17 protein-coding genes, 1 other RNA gene and 3 pseudogenes are annotated in these 15068 nt (G+C 63.1%); 16 read left to right on the top strand and 5 right to left on the bottom strand.

The genetic code is table 11. The features are described 5' to 3' along the window. Nucleotides 1–248: 248 nt before the first annotated feature. Both gap and tkt read right to left on the bottom strand, forming a co-directional pair. A pseudogene (gene gap, locus G5575_RS12875) lies at nt 249–1255 on the bottom strand (type I glyceraldehyde-3-phosphate dehydrogenase). Nucleotides 1256–1302: 47 nt separating this feature from the next. After that, nucleotides 1303–3275 (bottom strand): annotated as a pseudogene (gene tkt, locus G5575_RS12870) (transketolase). A gap of 236 nt (nt 3276–3511) precedes the next feature. Between tkt and G5575_RS12865 the strand changes: the two are divergent. The 4 genes from G5575_RS12865 to G5575_RS22270 are packed head-to-tail and all read left to right on the top strand — an operon-like array spanning nt 3512 to nt 4773. Continuing rightward, nucleotides 3512–3802, top strand: coding sequence for a DUF4164 family protein (locus tag G5575_RS12865; RefSeq protein ID WP_164534633.1), 291 nt, complete (start codon nt 3512–3514; stop codon nt 3800–3802). Next, nucleotides 3803–4174: a cell division protein ZapA gene (locus G5575_RS12860; RefSeq protein WP_164534632.1), complete on the top strand. Its 372-nt coding sequence runs from the start codon at nt 3803–3805 to the stop codon at nt 4172–4174. Between the two features lie 48 nt (nt 4175–4222). Next, nucleotides 4223–4486 carry a type II toxin-antitoxin system ParD family antitoxin gene (locus tag G5575_RS12855; protein WP_164534631.1) on the top strand — a complete coding sequence of 88 codons (264 nt, stop codon included), beginning with the start codon at nt 4223–4225 and terminating at the stop codon, nt 4484–4486. Nucleotides 4487–4488: 2 nt separating this feature from the next. Beyond that, the gene (locus tag G5575_RS22270) at nt 4489–4773 is read left to right on the top strand and encodes a type II toxin-antitoxin system RelE/ParE family toxin (protein ID WP_164534630.1); all 285 of its coding nucleotides are present in this window, start codon (nt 4489–4491) and stop codon (nt 4771–4773) included. Nucleotides 4774–4777: 4 nt separating this feature from the next. On the opposite strand, the gene G5575_RS12845 is transcribed toward G5575_RS22270, so the two are convergent. Beyond that, complete coding sequence (locus tag G5575_RS12845; protein WP_164534629.1) at nt 4778–5677, bottom strand: lytic transglycosylase domain-containing protein; 900 nt, start codon at nt 5675–5677, stop codon at nt 4778–4780. Between the two features lie 91 nt (nt 5678–5768). Here G5575_RS12845 and ssrS point away from each other — a divergent pair. The 4 genes from ssrS to G5575_RS12825 all read left to right on the top strand — a co-directional run bounded on the left by ssrS (nt 5769) and on the right by G5575_RS12825 (nt 8161). Beyond that, a non-coding RNA gene (ssrS, locus tag G5575_RS12840) (6S RNA) lies at nt 5769–5926 on the top strand. A 15-nt stretch (nt 5927–5941) separates the two neighbouring features. Further along, nucleotides 5942–6529, top strand: a complete 588-nt coding sequence (locus G5575_RS12835; RefSeq protein ID WP_164534628.1) for a 5-formyltetrahydrofolate cyclo-ligase — start codon at nt 5942–5944, stop codon at nt 6527–6529. Next, nucleotides 6526–7347 carry a TIGR00282 family metallophosphoesterase gene (locus tag G5575_RS12830; protein WP_164534627.1) on the top strand — a complete coding sequence of 274 codons (822 nt, stop codon included), beginning with the start codon at nt 6526–6528 and terminating at the stop codon, nt 7345–7347. The genes G5575_RS12835 and G5575_RS12830 overlap by 4 nt, the downstream gene beginning before the upstream one ends. Nucleotides 7348–7414: 67 nt before the next feature. Then, nucleotides 7415–8161 carry a YebC/PmpR family DNA-binding transcriptional regulator gene (locus G5575_RS12825; protein WP_164534626.1) on the top strand — a complete coding sequence of 249 codons (747 nt, stop codon included), beginning with the start codon at nt 7415–7417 and terminating at the stop codon, nt 8159–8161. 44 nt (nt 8162–8205) lie between these two features. On the opposite strand, the gene G5575_RS12820 is transcribed toward G5575_RS12825, so the two are convergent. Next, nucleotides 8206–8904, bottom strand: coding sequence for a GGDEF domain-containing protein (locus G5575_RS12820; RefSeq protein ID WP_164534625.1), 699 nt, complete (start codon nt 8902–8904; stop codon nt 8206–8208). A 478-nt stretch (nt 8905–9382) separates the two neighbouring features. Here G5575_RS12820 and ruvC point away from each other — a divergent pair, with 478 nt between their 5' ends. From ruvC to G5575_RS12785, 7 genes and pseudogenes are all read left to right on the top strand, one after another. Then, a complete protein-coding gene (gene ruvC / locus G5575_RS12815; RefSeq protein ID WP_164534624.1) occupies nt 9383–9889 on the top strand; it encodes a crossover junction endodeoxyribonuclease RuvC in 507 nt (168 codons plus the stop codon). Next, nucleotides 9886–10503, top strand: a complete 618-nt coding sequence (gene ruvA / locus G5575_RS12810; protein ID WP_164534623.1) for a Holliday junction branch migration protein RuvA — start codon at nt 9886–9888, stop codon at nt 10501–10503. Before ruvC ends, ruvA begins: the two co-directional genes overlap by 4 nt. After that, a pseudogene (ruvB, locus tag G5575_RS12805) lies at nt 10500–11536 on the top strand (Holliday junction branch migration DNA helicase RuvB). Before ruvA ends, ruvB begins: the two are co-directional and overlap by 4 nt. After that, a complete protein-coding gene (locus tag G5575_RS12800; protein ID WP_164534622.1) occupies nt 11533–12030 on the top strand; it encodes an NUDIX hydrolase in 498 nt (165 codons plus the stop codon). The pseudogene ruvB and the gene G5575_RS12800 overlap by 4 nt, the downstream one beginning before the upstream one ends. Then, nucleotides 12027–12422, top strand: coding sequence for a tol-pal system-associated acyl-CoA thioesterase (gene ybgC / locus G5575_RS12795; RefSeq protein ID WP_164534621.1), 396 nt, complete (start codon nt 12027–12029; stop codon nt 12420–12422). Before G5575_RS12800 ends, ybgC begins: the two co-directional genes overlap by 4 nt. A 183-nt stretch (nt 12423–12605) precedes the next feature. Further along, nucleotides 12606–13307 carry a protein TolQ gene (tolQ, locus tag G5575_RS12790; protein ID WP_164534771.1) on the top strand — a complete coding sequence of 234 codons (702 nt, stop codon included), beginning with the start codon at nt 12606–12608 and terminating at the stop codon, nt 13305–13307. A 1-nt stretch (nt 13308) separates the two neighbouring features. After that, the gene (locus tag G5575_RS12785) at nt 13309–13758 is read left to right on the top strand and encodes an ExbD/TolR family protein (protein ID WP_164534620.1); all 450 of its coding nucleotides are present in this window, start codon (nt 13309–13311) and stop codon (nt 13756–13758) included. A 41-nt stretch (nt 13759–13799) separates the two neighbouring features. On the opposite strand, the gene G5575_RS12780 is transcribed toward G5575_RS12785, so the two are convergent. Next, nucleotides 13800–14030 (bottom strand): hypothetical protein, encoded by a 231-nt coding sequence (locus G5575_RS12780; RefSeq protein ID WP_164534619.1) that lies wholly within the window; start codon nt 14028–14030, stop codon nt 13800–13802. A gap of 381 nt (nt 14031–14411) precedes the next feature. Here G5575_RS12780 and G5575_RS12775 point away from each other — a divergent pair, with 381 nt between their 5' ends. After that, entirely contained in the window at nt 14412–15020 is a 609-nt protein-coding gene (locus G5575_RS12775) for a hypothetical protein (RefSeq protein ID WP_164534618.1), read from the top strand. Nucleotides 15021–15068: the final 48 nt, after the last annotated feature.

Here is a 15068-nt window from a genome sequence, read left to right as displayed (position 1 = left end):
CCCGGGTCTAGCCCGGGGCGACATCGAGTGTGGGGAAGTGCGGGGTGCCCGACCTCGTGGTTCGAGGCTGCGCTTGCGCTTCGCACCTCACCATGAGGTCTCAGAGGAATGAGGCCGGTGGGTAGCGGAAGTGCGGGGTGCCCGACCTCGTGGTTCGAGGCTGCGCTTGCGCTACGCGCTTCACCATGAGGTCTCAGGGGTGTGCTGTGAGGCGCAAACAGAAAGGGCGCCTTGCGGCGCCCCTTGATTTACAGCGTGGCGGCGAAGGCGACGGTGGTGTCGAGCATGCGGTTAGAGAAACCCCACTCGTTGTCGTACCAGCCCATGATGTTCACGAAATTGCCGTCGAGGACCTTGGTCTGGTCGAGGAGGATCGTGCAGGAGTGGGGGTCGTGGTTGAGGTCGCTCGAGACCAGGGGTGATGGGTATAGGTCATCACGCCCTTGAGCTTGCCATCGGCGGCGGCGATCAGGGCGTCGTTGACTTCCTGTGGGGTGACGCTGCGCTTGGCGACGAATTTGAGGTCGACCAGCGACACGTTGGGGGTCGGCACGCGGATCGAGATGCCGTCGAGCTTGCCCTTGAGCTCGGGCAGGACGAGGCCGATGGCCTTGGCGGCGCCGGTCGAGGTCGGGATCTGGCTGAGGGCCGCGGCGCGGGCGCGGTAGAGATCCTTGTGCATGGTGTCGAGCGTCGGCTGGTCACCGGTATAGGAATGGATGGTGGTCATCATTCCCTTTTCGATGCCGACGAGCTCGTTCATGACCATGGCCATGGGGGCAAGGCAATTGGTGGTGCAGGAGCCGTTGGAGATGACGATGTCATCCTTACCGAGCGTGGCATGGTTGATGCCGTAGACGATGGTCTTGTCGGCGCCATCGGCGGGGGCGGAGACGATGACCTTCTTGGCGCCGGCCTGGAGGTGGGCCGAGGCCTTTTCCTTGGAAGTGAAGATGCCGGTGCATTCGAGCACGATATCGACGCCCATATCGCGATGCGGCAGTTCGGCCGGGTTCTTGACGGCGGTGACTTTGATGGTCTGGCCGTGGGTCTTGATCACGTCGCCTTCGACCACGACCTCGAACGGGAAGCGGCCATGCACGCTGTCATAGCGCAGCAGGTGGGCATTGGTTTCGACCGGGCCGAGATCGTTGATGGCCACGACTTCGATGTCGGTGCGGCCGGACTCGACGATGGCGCGCAGGATGTTGCGACCGATGCGGCCAAAGCCGTTGATGGCGACGCGAACTGCCATGGTTATTCGCTCCTAGGAGGGGAGGGGGAAGGGGAGGCAGCGGTCTCTTACAACTGCGCGGTGACAGCTTCAACAACGGCCTTGGGCGTAATACCAAAGTGTTCGTAAAGCGCATCGATCGGGCCGGAAGCGCCGAAGGAATGCATGCCCACAAAGCGGCCGCGATCGCCCAAGAGCTTGTTCCAGCTCATTTCGATGCCGGCTTCCACCGCAACGCGGGCCTTGGCGGAGCCGAGCACTTCGGCCCGGTAGCTGTCGGACTGCTTGGCGAAAAGCTCCATGGAGGGCACGGAAACGACGCGGGCGGAGACGCCCTGTTCGCTGAGTTGCTTCTGGGCCTCGACGGCGATGGCGACTTCCGAGCCGGTGGCGAAGATCACGGCGTCAGCGTCGGCGGGGCCGAGGAGGGTGTAGGCGCCCTTGGCGGACTTGTTTTCGTCCGAATATTCGGTGCGAACGGCGGGCAGGTTCTGGCGCGAGAGGGCGAGGATGGCGGGGTGCTGGGCTTGCATCGCCAGCTCCCAGCACTCGGCGGTTTCCATGGCGTCGGCCGGACGGAAGACGAGGAGATTGGGAATGGCGCGGAGGGCGGTGAGGTGTTCGACCGGCTGGTGGGTCGGGCCGTCTTCGCCAAGGCCAATGGAATCGTGGGTCATGACATAGATGACGCGCTGTTCCATCAGGGCCGATAGGCGAATGGCGGGGCGGGCATAGTCGGTGAAGACCATGAAGGTGCCGCCATAGGGGATGAGGCCGCCATGGAGCGCGACGCCGTTCATGGCCGCGCCCATTTCGTGCTCGCGAATGCCGTACATCATGTAGCGGCCGAGGCGATTATCGGCCTGGAAGGGCAGGGTCTCGGGCGTGTTGGTGAGGTTGGAATGGGTGAGGTCGGCGGAACCGGCAAGGGTTTCGGGCACGGCCTTGTTGATGACTTCCAATGCCATCTGCGAGGCCTTGCGGCTGGCGACCTTGGGCTTGTCTTCGGCGAGCTTGCGCTTGTAGTCGGCCATGGCCTGGGCGAAATCGGCCGGGAGCTTGCCGGATATGCGGCGGGTGAACTCGTCCTTCTTGCCGTTGGCGGCAAGGCGGGCTTCCCATTCGCCGCGCAGGTTCTGCGAGCGGGTGCCTGCCGCGCGCCAGGTGTCGAGAATGGCTGAGGGGATTTCGAAAGCGGGGTAGGTAATGCCGAGGGCGGCCTTGGCACCGGCCAGCTCTTCGCTGCCGAGCGGGGCACCGTGGACCTTTTCGGTGCCGGCCTTCTTGGGCGCGCCGAAGCCGATCGTGGTCTTGGCGGCGATCAGGGTCGGCTTATCGGTCGAGGCCTTGGCGTCGTTGAGCGCTTTTTCGATGGCGTCCTGGTCATGGCCGTCGATTTCGATCGTGTTCCAGCCAACCGCCTTGAAGCGGGCGATCTGGTCGGTCGAGTCGGCATTGGAGACCTTGCCGTCGATGGTGATGTTGTTGTTGTCCCAAATGACGATCAGCTTGTTGAGCTTGAGGTGACCGGCCAGGAGATGGCTTCCTGGGAGATGCCTTCCATGAGGCATCCGTCACCGGCCAGCACAAAAGTGTGGTGATCGACGATGTCGGCGCCGAATTCGGCGGCGAGCTTGGCTTCGGCGACGGCAAAACCCACCGAATTGGCAAGGCCCTGGCCGAGCGGGCCGGTCGTCGTTTCAATGCCGGTGGCGTGGCCGAATTCGGGGTGACCGGCGGTCTTGGAGCCGATCTGGCGGAAGTTCTTGACCTGATCGATGGTCATGTCCTCGTAGCCGAGGAGGTAGAGCGAGGAATAGAGCAGCATCGATCCGTGGCCGGCCGAGAGGATGAAGCGGTCGCGATCGGCCCAGTAGGGGTTCGCGGGATCGAACTTCATGATCTTGGTGAAGAGCACGGTCGCGATATCGGCGCAGCCCATGGGCAGGCCGGGGTGACCGGAATTGGCCTTTTCGACCGCGTCCATGGAAAGGGACCGGATGGCATTGGCCAGGTCATTCTGCTGGGCGGTGTTGGTCATTGGCGGCCACTCTTTCTCAGGCTGAAAACGTGAGGAGTTGCCGGCTCGCGGCCTCCTCCCAAAGGCGGGTTACGGCATAACAGGTTCGGATTGCCTGTCAATCACGGCAAGCCCGCAAGCGGTTCGGCGGGAGCCCGATTTCCGGGGCCTGCCCGCCGGATGCGGTTGCATTGGCGGGGCGGCTGGGGCAGGCTTGCACCGCTTCATATCGAAGCGTCTTGAGGGCAGTAGTGGCCATGAGTGAGACGGAACATGAAGACCCACTGGGCGCAGCCTCTGCCCGGTTCGACCGGGCGATAGCGCGGCTCGATACGAGCCTGCGCGAGCTTGCGGCGCGCCAGGCGCGGCATCAGCGCATCGAGGTCGACACGCAGCGGCTGATCCACGAACGGTCGCGCCTTGCCACCGAGCTCGACAAGACCGCGGCCCGTGCAAAGCGGCTCGACGACAGCGCGCATGAAGTGTCGCGCCGGCTGGTGGAAGCCATGGAAACGGTGCGCTCGGTGTTGCAGAAGGCGGAGAATTAAATGCCCGAGGTCAATGTCGAGATCAATGGACGCAAATATCGCATGGCCTGCGAGGAGGGGCAGCAGGGGCATCTAATCGGGCTGGCCAAGCGGTTCAACGAACAGGTCGAAGGGCTGAAGGGTGCGGTCGGCGAGATCGGCGACAACCGGTTGACGGTGATGGCGGGCATTGCCGTGGTGGATGATCTCGCCGCCGCCGAGCGGCGGATCGCGGAGCTCGAAGCGCATGTGGCTGAGCTGACCGAAGCGGGACACGAGATTGCGGCGGAGCTGGAAAGCACCGAGGCGGCTTTCGCCAAGAAGCTCAACGACGCGGCGAAGGTGCTGGATAGCGTGGCTGAGACTCTGGATCAGACATCGCCGCTGCCGTGATTGGCAAAGATTGGCAAAGTGTGCCATGATCGGTTCAAGGAGATCGTTATGGCCACGATGAATATCTCGCTTCCCGACGCAATGAAGGACTGGGTCGAACAGCAAGTCGCCACCGGGCGCTACGCCAACAGCAGTGATGTGATGCGTGACCTGGTGCGCCGCGAGCAGGAGCGAGCAGGTCAGCTGGAAGATATTGGCCGCGTCGCCAAAGCGGCCCTTGCCCGGGGGCGCCTGAAAATGACCCGCGAGGAGTTACTTGATCACATGCAAAGGATCAGGGAAGAGGCGATCAAGCAGCAAATGGCATCGTAAGCGTGTGGATCCTGACGCCGGATGCTCTAGAGGATCTAGAGTGGATCGTCGCTGAAGGCACACGACAGTTCGGTGCAAAGCAGGCTGCTCGATACGAACTCAGCCTTGTTGAGGCGTTCGAGACCCTCGATGCCCACCCCATGATGGCGCCAGCGCACGAAGTCGATGGATTGCACCTGCGGCTCTTTCCATGTGGGCGCCACCATATCCTCTACATTGTCGATATCGACGACGTCGTCATCCTCCGCGTCCTGCACGCGCGACAAAACTGGCAGGATCTAATTTAGGCATTCAGGTGCCATTGCGCTGGACGATACAACTGCCGCCAGCCTCGAGAAGCTTGTTGCAGAAGGATTGGGCCTCGTTGCGGGTGGGAAAGCCGACCTGGGCGGAATAGCGCAGGCGGGTTCCCATGCTGAGGTTGCGTACGGTGACCAGGAGCAGCGGGCGGTCGGCGAAAAGATTGGGATGCCGCGATTGCGCGCGGTCGAAGGCGCTGCGGGCGATGTCTTGCGAAAAGTTCTGGGCGATCAGCACGCCCCAGGGTTGCCACGCCCCGGGCTCCGGTCCGAATTCGGGCATGGGTGCGGCACTGGCCATGTCGATGCAGGCCTCGGCAAAGGGCTTTTCCTTCGAGAGCGTGTAGTCGGCTTCGGCAATTGTGTCGCTGGTCCAGCTGTCCACCGGGCGGCCGGTGACGATCGAGACATAGGCGCGGGTTTCCCCCGCAAGTCCGCCCGTGCCGGCGAGGTAGCGGCTGACCTTGCCTTCGCCGCCATTATAGGCTGCGGCGGCAAGGCCGAGATTGCCGTATTTGAGCTCAAGTGCCCGCAGGTATTCGGCCGAACGTTCGAGGGCTTCGGCAGGGTCGAAGGGGTTGCGCAGTGCGCGCAGAGCCGCCGTGCCCGGCATGAACTGGGCGATGCCTTGTGCGCCGGCGGGGCTGATGGCTGCCGGATCGAAGCGGCTTTCCTGCCAGATCAGGCGGGCAAAATAGTCGGGCGGGAGGCTGTAATGGGAGGCATAGCGCTCGATGGCGGCACAGGTATCGGCGAGATAGCTGCCTTCGGCGATACAGATTGGATTGTCGTCGAGGTCATGACAGTATTTCCGCTCTTCCTCGGCGGCGGACGGGGCCGCGACGAGCAGCAGTGGCAAAGCCAGAACGGCTGTGAGGAAGCGCAACATCATGGCGCATCCTAGCTGACAGGCGCATTCGGGAAAACATCACAGGCGAAGTGATCGAGCGGTCTTTGCAGGCGGCTTCGAACAGCCTATATCTCCTTTGCTGCCCGGCGCGTGAGGACTCACATATCCCCGGGGCCTTAATCGATCCTAAGGGAGCTGTCCCTGACCAGGCCCGTGGGCTTGGACATACGGCGCCCACCTACGAAAGTAGGTTCCCGGGATCGCATGTCCCACGGCCAGGGCGGCGCTTAATTCCTTCGAGGGCAGATGGCGGATACGGCAGCGGAACAAGAAAAGGCCGAATTGCGCCGCAAGGCCCATGCGGCACGGGCTGCGCTTTCCGATGACTTTCGCGCCGATGCCGCGCGCGCCGTGGCCGGCCACTTTTTCGACACGGTGAGCTTTGCGCCAGAGGATGTCGTTGCCTGCTATTGGCGCATTCGCGACGAACTCGATTGCACGCCCATCTTGGTGCGGCTGATGGATAGCGGACAGGCCGTCGTCCTGCCGGTCGTTGTGGGCAGCGAAGGGCCGCTGGAAATGCGGGTTTGGGAGGCTGATGCGCCGCTTTACGAAGCCGGCTTCGGCACCATGGCGCCGGCCGATCATGCGCCGCGCGCCGTGCCCGACCTCGTGTTGATGCCGCTTTTGGGCTTTGATCATAGGGGAACGCGGCTCGGCTATGGCGGCGGTTATTATGACCGGACCCTTGCCGCCTTGGATCGCAAGCCGCTTCTCGTGGGCCTCGCTTTTGCGGCCCAGGAGCTTTCCCATGTCCCGCGGCAGGAACACGACCTACCGCTCGATGCCGTTGTCACCGAGACCGGCGTTCGCTTTTTCGAGCAGTCCGCATGAAGCTACTTTTCTTAGGCGACGTCATGGGCCGAGCCGGCCGTGACGCTGTCGCCGAACGCCTGCCGGGCCTGATCGCCACCTATGGTTTTGATTTCGTCGTGGTGAATGGCGAAAATGCCAGCCATGGCAAGGGTCTGACCGAGGGCCATTTCCGGGGGCTTCGCGACGCCGGCGCCGATATCGTGACGCTGGGCGATCATGCCTTCGACCAGCGCGAGGCGCTGTCCTATATCGAGCGCGAAACGACGCTGGTGCGGCCGATCAACTACGCGCCGGGCACGCCGGGGCGCGGCGCGATGATGGCTGAGGGTCGCAATGGGCACCGGGTGCTGGTGGTCAATGCGCTGGGCCGCGTGTTCCTGCCGCCGATCGACGATCCGTTCCGGGCGGTCGAGACTGCGATTGCCGCTTGCCCGCTAGGCGAACAGGCCGATGCAGTGATCGTCGATTTTCATACCGAAGCGACATCCGAAATCCAGGCAATGGGTTATTTCCTCGATGGAAGGGCCACCCTGGTCGTCGGCACGCATACGCACATCCCGACCTCGGACCACCGCATCCTGCGCGGCGGCACGGCGCTGATGGCGGATGCCGGCATGTGCGGGGATTTCGACTCCATTATCGGCACCGATTACGAGGAGCCGCTCAACCGCTTTTTGACCGGACTGCCGAACGGCCGGTTTTCGCCGGCCGAGGGCGAAGCCACGCTTTGTGGAGTGGCGGTCGAGACCGATCCACGCACCGGGCTCGCGCGCCATGTCGTGCCGGTGCGGGTCGGTGGTGTCCTGGCGCAGGCGCTGCCGGATTTTCCCGCCTAGCTTCCCTTTCCCCGAGCCGCCCCCTATAAGCGGCGCCGAAAAACAAAAATCTCGCTAGAGGTCCCCCATGGCAGGCCATTCACACGCCAAGAACATCATGCACCGCAAGGGCAAGTCGGATGCGGCGCGCTCCAAGGTGTTTTCCAAGCTCGCGCGCGAAATCACCGTGGCGGCCAAGATGGGCCAGCCCGATCCGGCGTTTAACGCACGCCTTCGTCTTGCCGTGACCAATGCGCGCTCGCAGTCCATGCCCAAGGACAATATCGACCGTGCCATCAAGAAGGCATCGGGCAGCGAAAGCGAAAACTATGACGAGATCCGCTATGAGGGCTATGGTCCCGGTGGCGTGGCCGTCATCGTCGAGGCTTTGACCGACAATCGCAATCGCACGGCGTCGAATGTGCGCTCGTATTTTTCCAAGAATGGCGGCGCGCTGGGTGAAACCGGTTCGGTCGGCTTCATGTTCGACCGCGTCGGCGAAATCACCTATCCGGCAACCGCCGGCACCGAAGACAAGGTGATGGAAGCGGCGATCGAAGCGGGCGCCGACGACGTCGAGAGCGACGAAGACGGGCACTATATCTATACGAGCTTCGAGGCCATGGCCGAAGTGGCGGCGAACCTCGAAAAGGTCTTGGGCGAAGCCGAGTCGGTGAAGGCCATCTGGAAGCCGCAGAACGAGACGCCGATCGATGCCGAAAAGGGCGCGACGCTGCTCAAGCTGATCTCGACGCTGGAAGAAGACGACGACGTGCAGAACGTTTATTCGAACTTCGACATGAGCGACGAAGACGCGGCAAAACTCGCCGGCTAAGTTTCACAAACGCTCGCAAGATCCCCGCTCCGGCGGGGATTTTTTTACGCGATGCGCCGCAGGTCGATGGGGGCTTCGTCCATCACTTCTTCGATGTTGGACGTGTTGCGGCCCGCATTCTTGGCGCCATAAAGATACTGGTCGGCGAGCCGGAACAGTTCGGAAAATTTGGTGCGGTTTTCAAAAACGGCGCCGCCGATGCTGACGGAAAGAACGCGCTGTTCGCCATCGGGCATGAAGACGGCGAGGTTGACCGAGCGGCGGATGCGGTCGGCGATCTGGAGCGTCTGCTTCTTGTTGACCCCGGGGAGAAAGACGGCGAATTCCTCGCCGCCCATACGGCCGACCAGGTCGCCATTGCGGAGCACGGCGCGAATGGCACGGGCGATCAGGGTCAGCGCTTCGTCGCCCTGGTCGTGGCCGTAAAGATCGTTGATGGCTTTGAAATTGTCGGCGTCGATCATCAGCAGCGCGCCGGCCGGGGCATGGGTGGGATCGCGCAGCCAGTCGCTGACCTTGGTGGTAAAGGCGCCACGGTTGAGGCAGGCGGTGAGGCTATCGGTGCGGGCGACGCGGCCAAGGCGGGCATTGGCGATGGAGAGGCTGCGCACCTTGCTGCTGAAATAATAAAACAGCGGCACGCCCAGGATGACAGGGAGGACAATGGAACTGATCATCACCCGCAGCCGCACGTCGTCGGCGTAATCCTGCAGCATCCAATGGTTGAAGCTGATCGATGCCAAGACGCACCCTATCGGCCCCAGCAGGGTCCAGCGACGAACGCTTTTCCAGGTGTTAAGGGGGCGAAGTTCCTCGAATGTGTCATGGTGGACCTATGCTGTTTCGAGAGAAGCCGAAGCGTGGATTTTACGGAGTGGCGGTTCCTGGCTCTGTAAAAACCCCAACGGCGCGGAAGCAGTCCTGGTCGTGGTAGGGCGACGTTAATGATCGGAGTAAGGTGAAGCGAGTGTGAACGGCGCTCCATCGGTTAAGTAATTGATTTTGAAGAGTAGCAGGAGTCGTCGCTGGACGTGTCTGACGCGTCTTGTCCATGTTGCCCTCGATGTCGTGCATTCCCGGGGAGGACGCTAGGTGCGTCGTCTCAACGAGTGGTTTTCCGAATCCGTGCAAATTTAGCGAGTGCGTTAAAAGCTGTAGTTGTTGCCGGTTTGTTCACTTTGGTCTTGGTAGGGAGAGATGGGCCCGCTAAAAGGTTGAACCATGAGCAAACGCGTACGAATCATCGGCATCGATCCAGGGCTGCGGCGATGCGGCTGGGGCGTGGTCGACGCCATGGACAATCGCCTGAGTTTTGTTGCCGCCGGGACGGTGACGCCACCGACGGATGGGGCGCTGGCCGAGCGGCTGGTAGCGCTGGCGGCGGGGCTGGCCGAGGTGCTGATGGAGCATCGGCCCGATGAGGCGGCGGTGGAAGAAACCTTCGTCAATGCCGGACCGCGTTCGGCGCTGATCCTGGGGCAGGCGCGTGGAGTGGCGCTGGTGACGCCGGCGCAGCATGGCCTCCATGTCGCCGAGTATGCGACCAACCTCGTCAAGAAATCCGTGGTGGGCACGGGCCATGCGGAAAAGAACCAGGTCGAGCTGATGGTGCGCACGCTGTTGCCGACCGCCCAGTTCAAGGGTGCCGACGCCGCCGACGCCCTGGCGGTGGCGATTTGCCATGTGCATCACCGGGTCTCGCTCAAGCGCATGGGAGCCTATGCATGATCGGCAAGCTCAAGGGCATGGTCGACAGCTTCGGCGACGACTGGGTGCTGATCGACTGCGGCGGGGTTTGCTACGAAGTGTTCTGCTCGGGGCGCACGCTGCAGGCACTGCCGCGCGTTGGCGAGGTGGCGGTGGTGTTCATCGAGACCATTGTGCGCGAGGACCTGATCCGGCTTTACGGCTTTGCCAGCGAGGCGGAGAAAAGCTGGTTTAATCTCTTGACCACGGTGCAGGGCGTGGGGTCGCGGGTGGCGCTTTCCATTTTGTCGGTGATGAGACCGTCGGAATTATCGAGCGCGGTGGCTTTGCAGGATAAAGCCATGGTCGGGCGCGCCAATGGGGTGGGGCCGAAGCTGGCGGTGCGCATCGTCACCGAGCTCAAGGGCAAGGTGCCGGCGATCGGCGGGATCGATGCGGGGACGCTGGGGCTGCAGACGGCGCTGGGCGAGGGTGTCGCGACCAGCAATGTGGCCGATGCGGTTTCGGCGCTGACCAATCTTGGCTATTCGAGTGCGCAGGCGTCGGCAGCGCTGGCGCGGGTCGTGGCCAAGGAAGGCGAGGATGCGGCGACGGAAAAGCTGATCCGGCTCGGACTTAGGGAATTGAGCATTTGACCGATCTTACCTCTGCCGCTGCCGGTCGCGACGAACCGCTCGACGTCGCGCTGCGCCCGTCCGGGTTTTCCGAATTTGTCGGACAGGCCGATGCGCGGGCAAATCTCGAGGTCTTCATCGAGGCAGCCAAGAAGCGCGGGACGGCGCTGGACCATGTGTTGTTTGTCGGGCCGCCGGGTCTGGGCAAGACGACATTGGCGCAGATCATTTCCAAGGAGCTGGGCGTCGGCTTTCGGGCAACGTCGGGTCCGGTGATCGCCAAGGCGGGTGATCTTGCGGCGCTTTTGACCAATCTCGAAGAGCGGGACGTGCTCTTTATCGACGAAATCCACCGGCTCAATCCGGCGATCGAGGAAGTGCTCTATCCAGCGATGGAGGACTTTCAGCTCGACCTCATCATCGGCGAGGGCCGGCGGCGCGGTCGGTGCGGATCGATCTGGCAAAGTTCACGCTGGTGGGGGCAACGACGCGAGCGGGGCTGCTGACGACGCCGTTGCGCGATCGCTTCGGCATTCCGGTGCGGCTCAATTTTTATACGCCGCAGGAGCTGGTGCAGATCGTGACGCGCGGCGCGCGGCTCATGAACATGCCGATGGCGCCTGACGGGGCGCTCGAAATTGCCCGCCGTTCGCGGGGCACGCCGCGTATTGCCGGGCGGCTGCTGCGCCGGGTCATCGATTTTGCGACCGTGGACGGTGCATCGGAGATCGACAGCAAGCTGGCCGACAAGGCGCTGCTGCGGCTCGATGTAGATGCGCGCGGGCTCGATCAGCTGGATCGGCGGTATCTGACGACGATTTCGGACTTCTACAATGGCGGGCCGGTGGGGATCGAGACCATCGCGGCTGCACTGAGTGAGCCGCGCGATGCGATCGAGGAGATCGTCGAGCCCTATCTCCTGCAACAGGGCTTCATCCAGCGTACTCCGCGCGGCCGCATGCTGACGGCCATCGCCTTCCAGCATCTGGGCAAGGTGGTGCCGCAGGGATTTGTGGGCATGCAGGCGAGCCTCTTCGAGGAAAGCGAAGAGTGAGCGCGCGTCACGTCATCAGCTTTCCGATCAATGGCACGCGCTTCAACTATCGCGTCGCAGCGGTGATCATCGCCGAGGGGCATGTTCTCGTGTGCCGCGAGGCCGATGACGACTATTGCATGCTGCCCGGCGGGCGGGTGGAGCTGGGGGAAGACAGCCGGCTGAGCCTTGTTCGGGAGATCGAAGAAGAGCTGGCGCTTCCGGCCGAGGTCGGGCCGATGCTGGCGACGTCGGAGAGTTTTTACGAGCGCGAAGGCGAGCAGTTTCACGAGCTCGGCTTCTTTTACCGCGTGACCTTGCCCGGTCAGGGGTCGGATGGCCGGTCGCCCTGGCTCAAGCGCCGGGACGAAGGCCATGAGCTCCAGTTTCATTGGTTGCCGCTGGAGGGTGTGGAGCTGGAAGCGTTCAACCTCGTGCCGCGCTTCCTGCCAGCCTTACTTCGCGATCTGCCGGCTGGCCACACCCATATCGTTCATGACGAGCGCGGCGCGTGAGTCAGCACATTCTTCCCGTCCGCATCTATTACGAAGACACCGACTTTTCCGGCAATGTCTATCATGCGGCCTACCTCAAGTTCTTCGAGCGGGGCCGCACGGAGTTTTTGCGCGATCTGGGCATCCATCACTCTGAACTTGCCGAACAGGGAATCGCCTTTGCCGTGCGGACGATGGAGCTCGATTTCGTCGCTGCAGCGCGCATCGATGATCTGCTGACCGTGACGACCGAGGTCGTCGAAAATTCCGGTGTGCGGCTGACGCTGGCACAAAGCATCTATCGTGCCGACACGGTGCTGACGCGGGCCCGCGTGGTGGTGGTGGCCATTAAAACAAGCGGCGGGCCGGCGCGCCTGCCGGCCGATCTTCGGGCCAAGCTCAACCGCCCGTGATCGGTGCGGAATCTTTTTCTTAACCTCTTGGTGACCATAAACACGGCAAAGGCAAGTTTGCCGGACACAGGGTCGTCAACGCCCGTGGGTGCGGGGAATTTCTCTTAATTTGAACAGATTTGGGCTCCATCGCACCTCGACGGGGCCGCGCATGGCCGGACTAAGGATCACGACATGGAAACAATGGATGCAGTTGCGGCGGCCGCTCCGCATGCGGACCTTTCCATCTGGGGCTTGTTCTGGGCGGCCGACTTCGTGGTCAAATCGGTGATGCTCGGCCTCCTTGCCGCATCGGTCTGGTGCTGGGCCATCATCATCGACAAGACCATTGCCTATCGCCGCAGCCAGGCGGAGATGAACCGTTTCGAGCGCACCTTCTGGTCCGGGCAATCGCTGGAAGAGCTTTACCAGCAGCAGTCCGAAAAGCCATCGGGCGGGCTGGGCGCCGTGTTCGTCGCGGCCATGAAGGAATGGAAGCGCAGCCACGAGCAGAATGCGGCAAGCTTCGTGGGCATGCAGCAGCGCCTCGATAAGGTGCTCGATGTCGCTATTTCGCGTGAAAGCGAGTTTTTGGAAAAGCGTCTCGGCTTCCTCGCGACCGTCGGGTCGGCGGGTCCGTTTATCGGTCTTTTCGGCACGGTGTGGGGCATCATGAACGCCTTCACCAATATCGCCGCGTCCTCGAACACCAACCTTGCCGTGGTCGCCGGCCCGATCGCCGAGGCGCTGTTTGCGACTGCGATCGGCCTTGTTGCCGCTATTCCTGCGGTTATCGCCTATAACAAGCTTTCTGCCGATGCGGGCAAGATGATCGGGCGCCTCGAAGGCTTTGCCGACGAGTTCTCGACCATCCTTTCCCGCCAGCTCGAAGCGCGGAACCGCTAAGATGGGCATGGGTGGACCAAGCGGCGGTGGAGGCCGGGGCGGCGGTCGCGGTGGCCGGCGCCGCGGCAAGCGCGGTGGCGTCATCAGCGAAATCAACATCACGCCGATGGTCGACGTCATGCTGGTGCTGCTCATCATCATGATGGTGGCAGCGCCAATGATGACGGCCGGCGTGCCGGTCGATTTGCCACGCACTTCGGCTGGCGAATTGCCGAGCCAGACGCAGCCGATCACCGTTGCGGTGACGCCGGACGGGGCGATCTTCGTCGACGAGACGCCGGTGGACGAGACGAGCCTCATCACGACCGTTGGCGATCTGGCGACGGTTGAAGACCGCATTTACCTCCGCGGCGACACGACATCGAACTATGGCACGGTGATGCGCGTCATGGGCCTCCTGTCGGCGGCAGGCTACACCAAGATCGGGCTCGTCACCGAGCGCGAACAGTAGGCCCGGCGCATGCGGACGGGCGTTGCGGCTTCCATTGTTGCTCACGTGGCAGTGCTGTCGATCGGTCTCATCACCCTGGGATCGACCGAGCCGATGACGCCTGTTGTCGAGTCCATTTCGGTGGACCTCGTGCCGATCGAGGAGTTTGCCAGCCTGCGTGCCGGCCAGCTCGATAGCGAAGTGGTGGAAACCGAGACGCCATCGATCGTCGAAAGCGAGCAGGAAGCGCAGCTGGCGCAGCCGACCGGCAATACGCAGGAAAACCAGGTCACGCCATCGCCGGCCGATACGCCGACGCCTGCACCGGTGACGCAGACCGCGCCTGCGCCCGAGCAGCAGCCGGACCCGGTAGACGAGCCTGTGCCCGAACCCGAGCCTGAACCTGCCCCGGAGCCGGAACCAGAACCGCTGCCAGAGCCCGAACCCGTGCCGGAGCCGACCCCTATCGTCCCGGCGCTCCGACCAGCCGGCCCACGGACCTGGCGCCCACACCCGAACCGACGCCGGAACCCGAGCCCGTTCCGGAGCCGACACCCGAGCCTGAGCCGGTTCCGGAGCCGACCCCGGAACCCACGCCAGAGCCCACGCCCGAACCAACACCCGAGCCGACGCCGGAGCCCACCACTGAGCCGCCGCGGCAGGTCAATGTCGCGATGCCGACGTCGCGTCCTGCCAATCTTGAGCAGATACGAGAAGAAGCGCGTACCGCCGTGGCGCAGCGCGCCGAGCGTGAAAAGGAAGAGCGGGAACGGGAAGAGCGCGAAAAGCGCGAGCGGGAACAGCGCGAACGTGAGCAGCGCGAGACGGCGACGGCTGCGGCCGAAGCTGCACAGCAGCCGCAGCCGAGCCAGTCCAACACCGATGCAAGTGAATTGGCGGACCTCGTCAATGACCTCATCAACAATGCGCCGACAACCGGCGCGACGACGGGGCAGGGCGGTTCGCCAACCCTGGGCGATGTCGGAGGCACTTCGGCAACGTTGAGCCAGACCGAAATCGGCGCCTTTATCGCGGCCATCAAGCGGTGCTGGAACCTGCTGCCGAATGAGCAGGTGCCGGGGCTCGAGGTTGCGGTAAATGTCCGGCTCAATCAGGATGGATCGCTCGCCGACGTGCCGCGGCTCATTTCGCTGAGCCATCCGGAACTGAGTTTCGTCGCGCAGAAGGCGCTCAGCGCCGTGGCCGGTTGCGGCCCCTACAATATGCTTTCCGCCGCCACTTACGATCAGTGGCAGAACATCAACGTCACGTTGCGTCCGTGACCAAATTCGCCGCCTTTGCTCGCTAGAAGATCGAGCAAGGCCCACGAC

It is taken from the genome of Devosia aurantiaca (assembly GCF_011058215.1).
Lineage (GTDB): Bacteria > Pseudomonadota > Alphaproteobacteria > Rhizobiales > Devosiaceae > Devosia > Devosia aurantiaca.
The sequence above is the reverse complement of the archived record's forward strand: the minus strand, read 5'-3'. Positions and strand labels throughout refer to the sequence as shown.

What these genes read in the sequence shown, in the direction of transcription:
- G5575_RS12860 (WP_164534632.1), top strand. Translation starts at nt 3,803, where the DNA reads ATGCCCGAGGTCAATGTCGAGATCAATGGACGCAAATATCGCATGGCC.
- ruvC (WP_164534624.1), top strand. Translation starts at nt 9,383, where the DNA reads ATGAGCAAACGCGTACGAATCATCGGCATCGATCCAGGGCTGCGGCGA.
- G5575_RS12865 (WP_164534633.1), top strand. Translation starts at nt 3,512, where the DNA reads ATGAGTGAGACGGAACATGAAGACCCACTGGGCGCAGCCTCTGCCCGG.
- G5575_RS12785 (WP_164534620.1), top strand. Translation starts at nt 13,309, where the DNA reads ATGGGCATGGGTGGACCAAGCGGCGGTGGAGGCCGGGGCGGCGGTCGC.
- G5575_RS12845 (WP_164534629.1), bottom strand. Translation starts at nt 5,677, where the DNA reads ATGATGTTGCGCTTCCTCACAGCCGTTCTGGCTTTGCCACTGCTGCTC.
- G5575_RS12855 (WP_164534631.1), top strand. Translation starts at nt 4,223, where the DNA reads ATGGCCACGATGAATATCTCGCTTCCCGACGCAATGAAGGACTGGGTC.
- G5575_RS12775 (WP_164534618.1), top strand. Translation starts at nt 14,412, where the DNA reads ATGCCGACGTCGCGTCCTGCCAATCTTGAGCAGATACGAGAAGAAGCG.
- G5575_RS12825 (WP_164534626.1), top strand. Translation starts at nt 7,415, where the DNA reads ATGGCAGGCCATTCACACGCCAAGAACATCATGCACCGCAAGGGCAAG.
- ruvA (WP_164534623.1), top strand. Translation starts at nt 9,886, where the DNA reads ATGATCGGCAAGCTCAAGGGCATGGTCGACAGCTTCGGCGACGACTGG.
- G5575_RS12830 (WP_164534627.1), top strand. Translation starts at nt 6,526, where the DNA reads ATGAAGCTACTTTTCTTAGGCGACGTCATGGGCCGAGCCGGCCGTGAC.
- tolQ (WP_164534771.1), top strand. Translation starts at nt 12,606, where the DNA reads ATGGATGCAGTTGCGGCGGCCGCTCCGCATGCGGACCTTTCCATCTGG.
- G5575_RS12835 (WP_164534628.1), top strand. Translation starts at nt 5,942, where the DNA reads ATGGCGGATACGGCAGCGGAACAAGAAAAGGCCGAATTGCGCCGCAAG.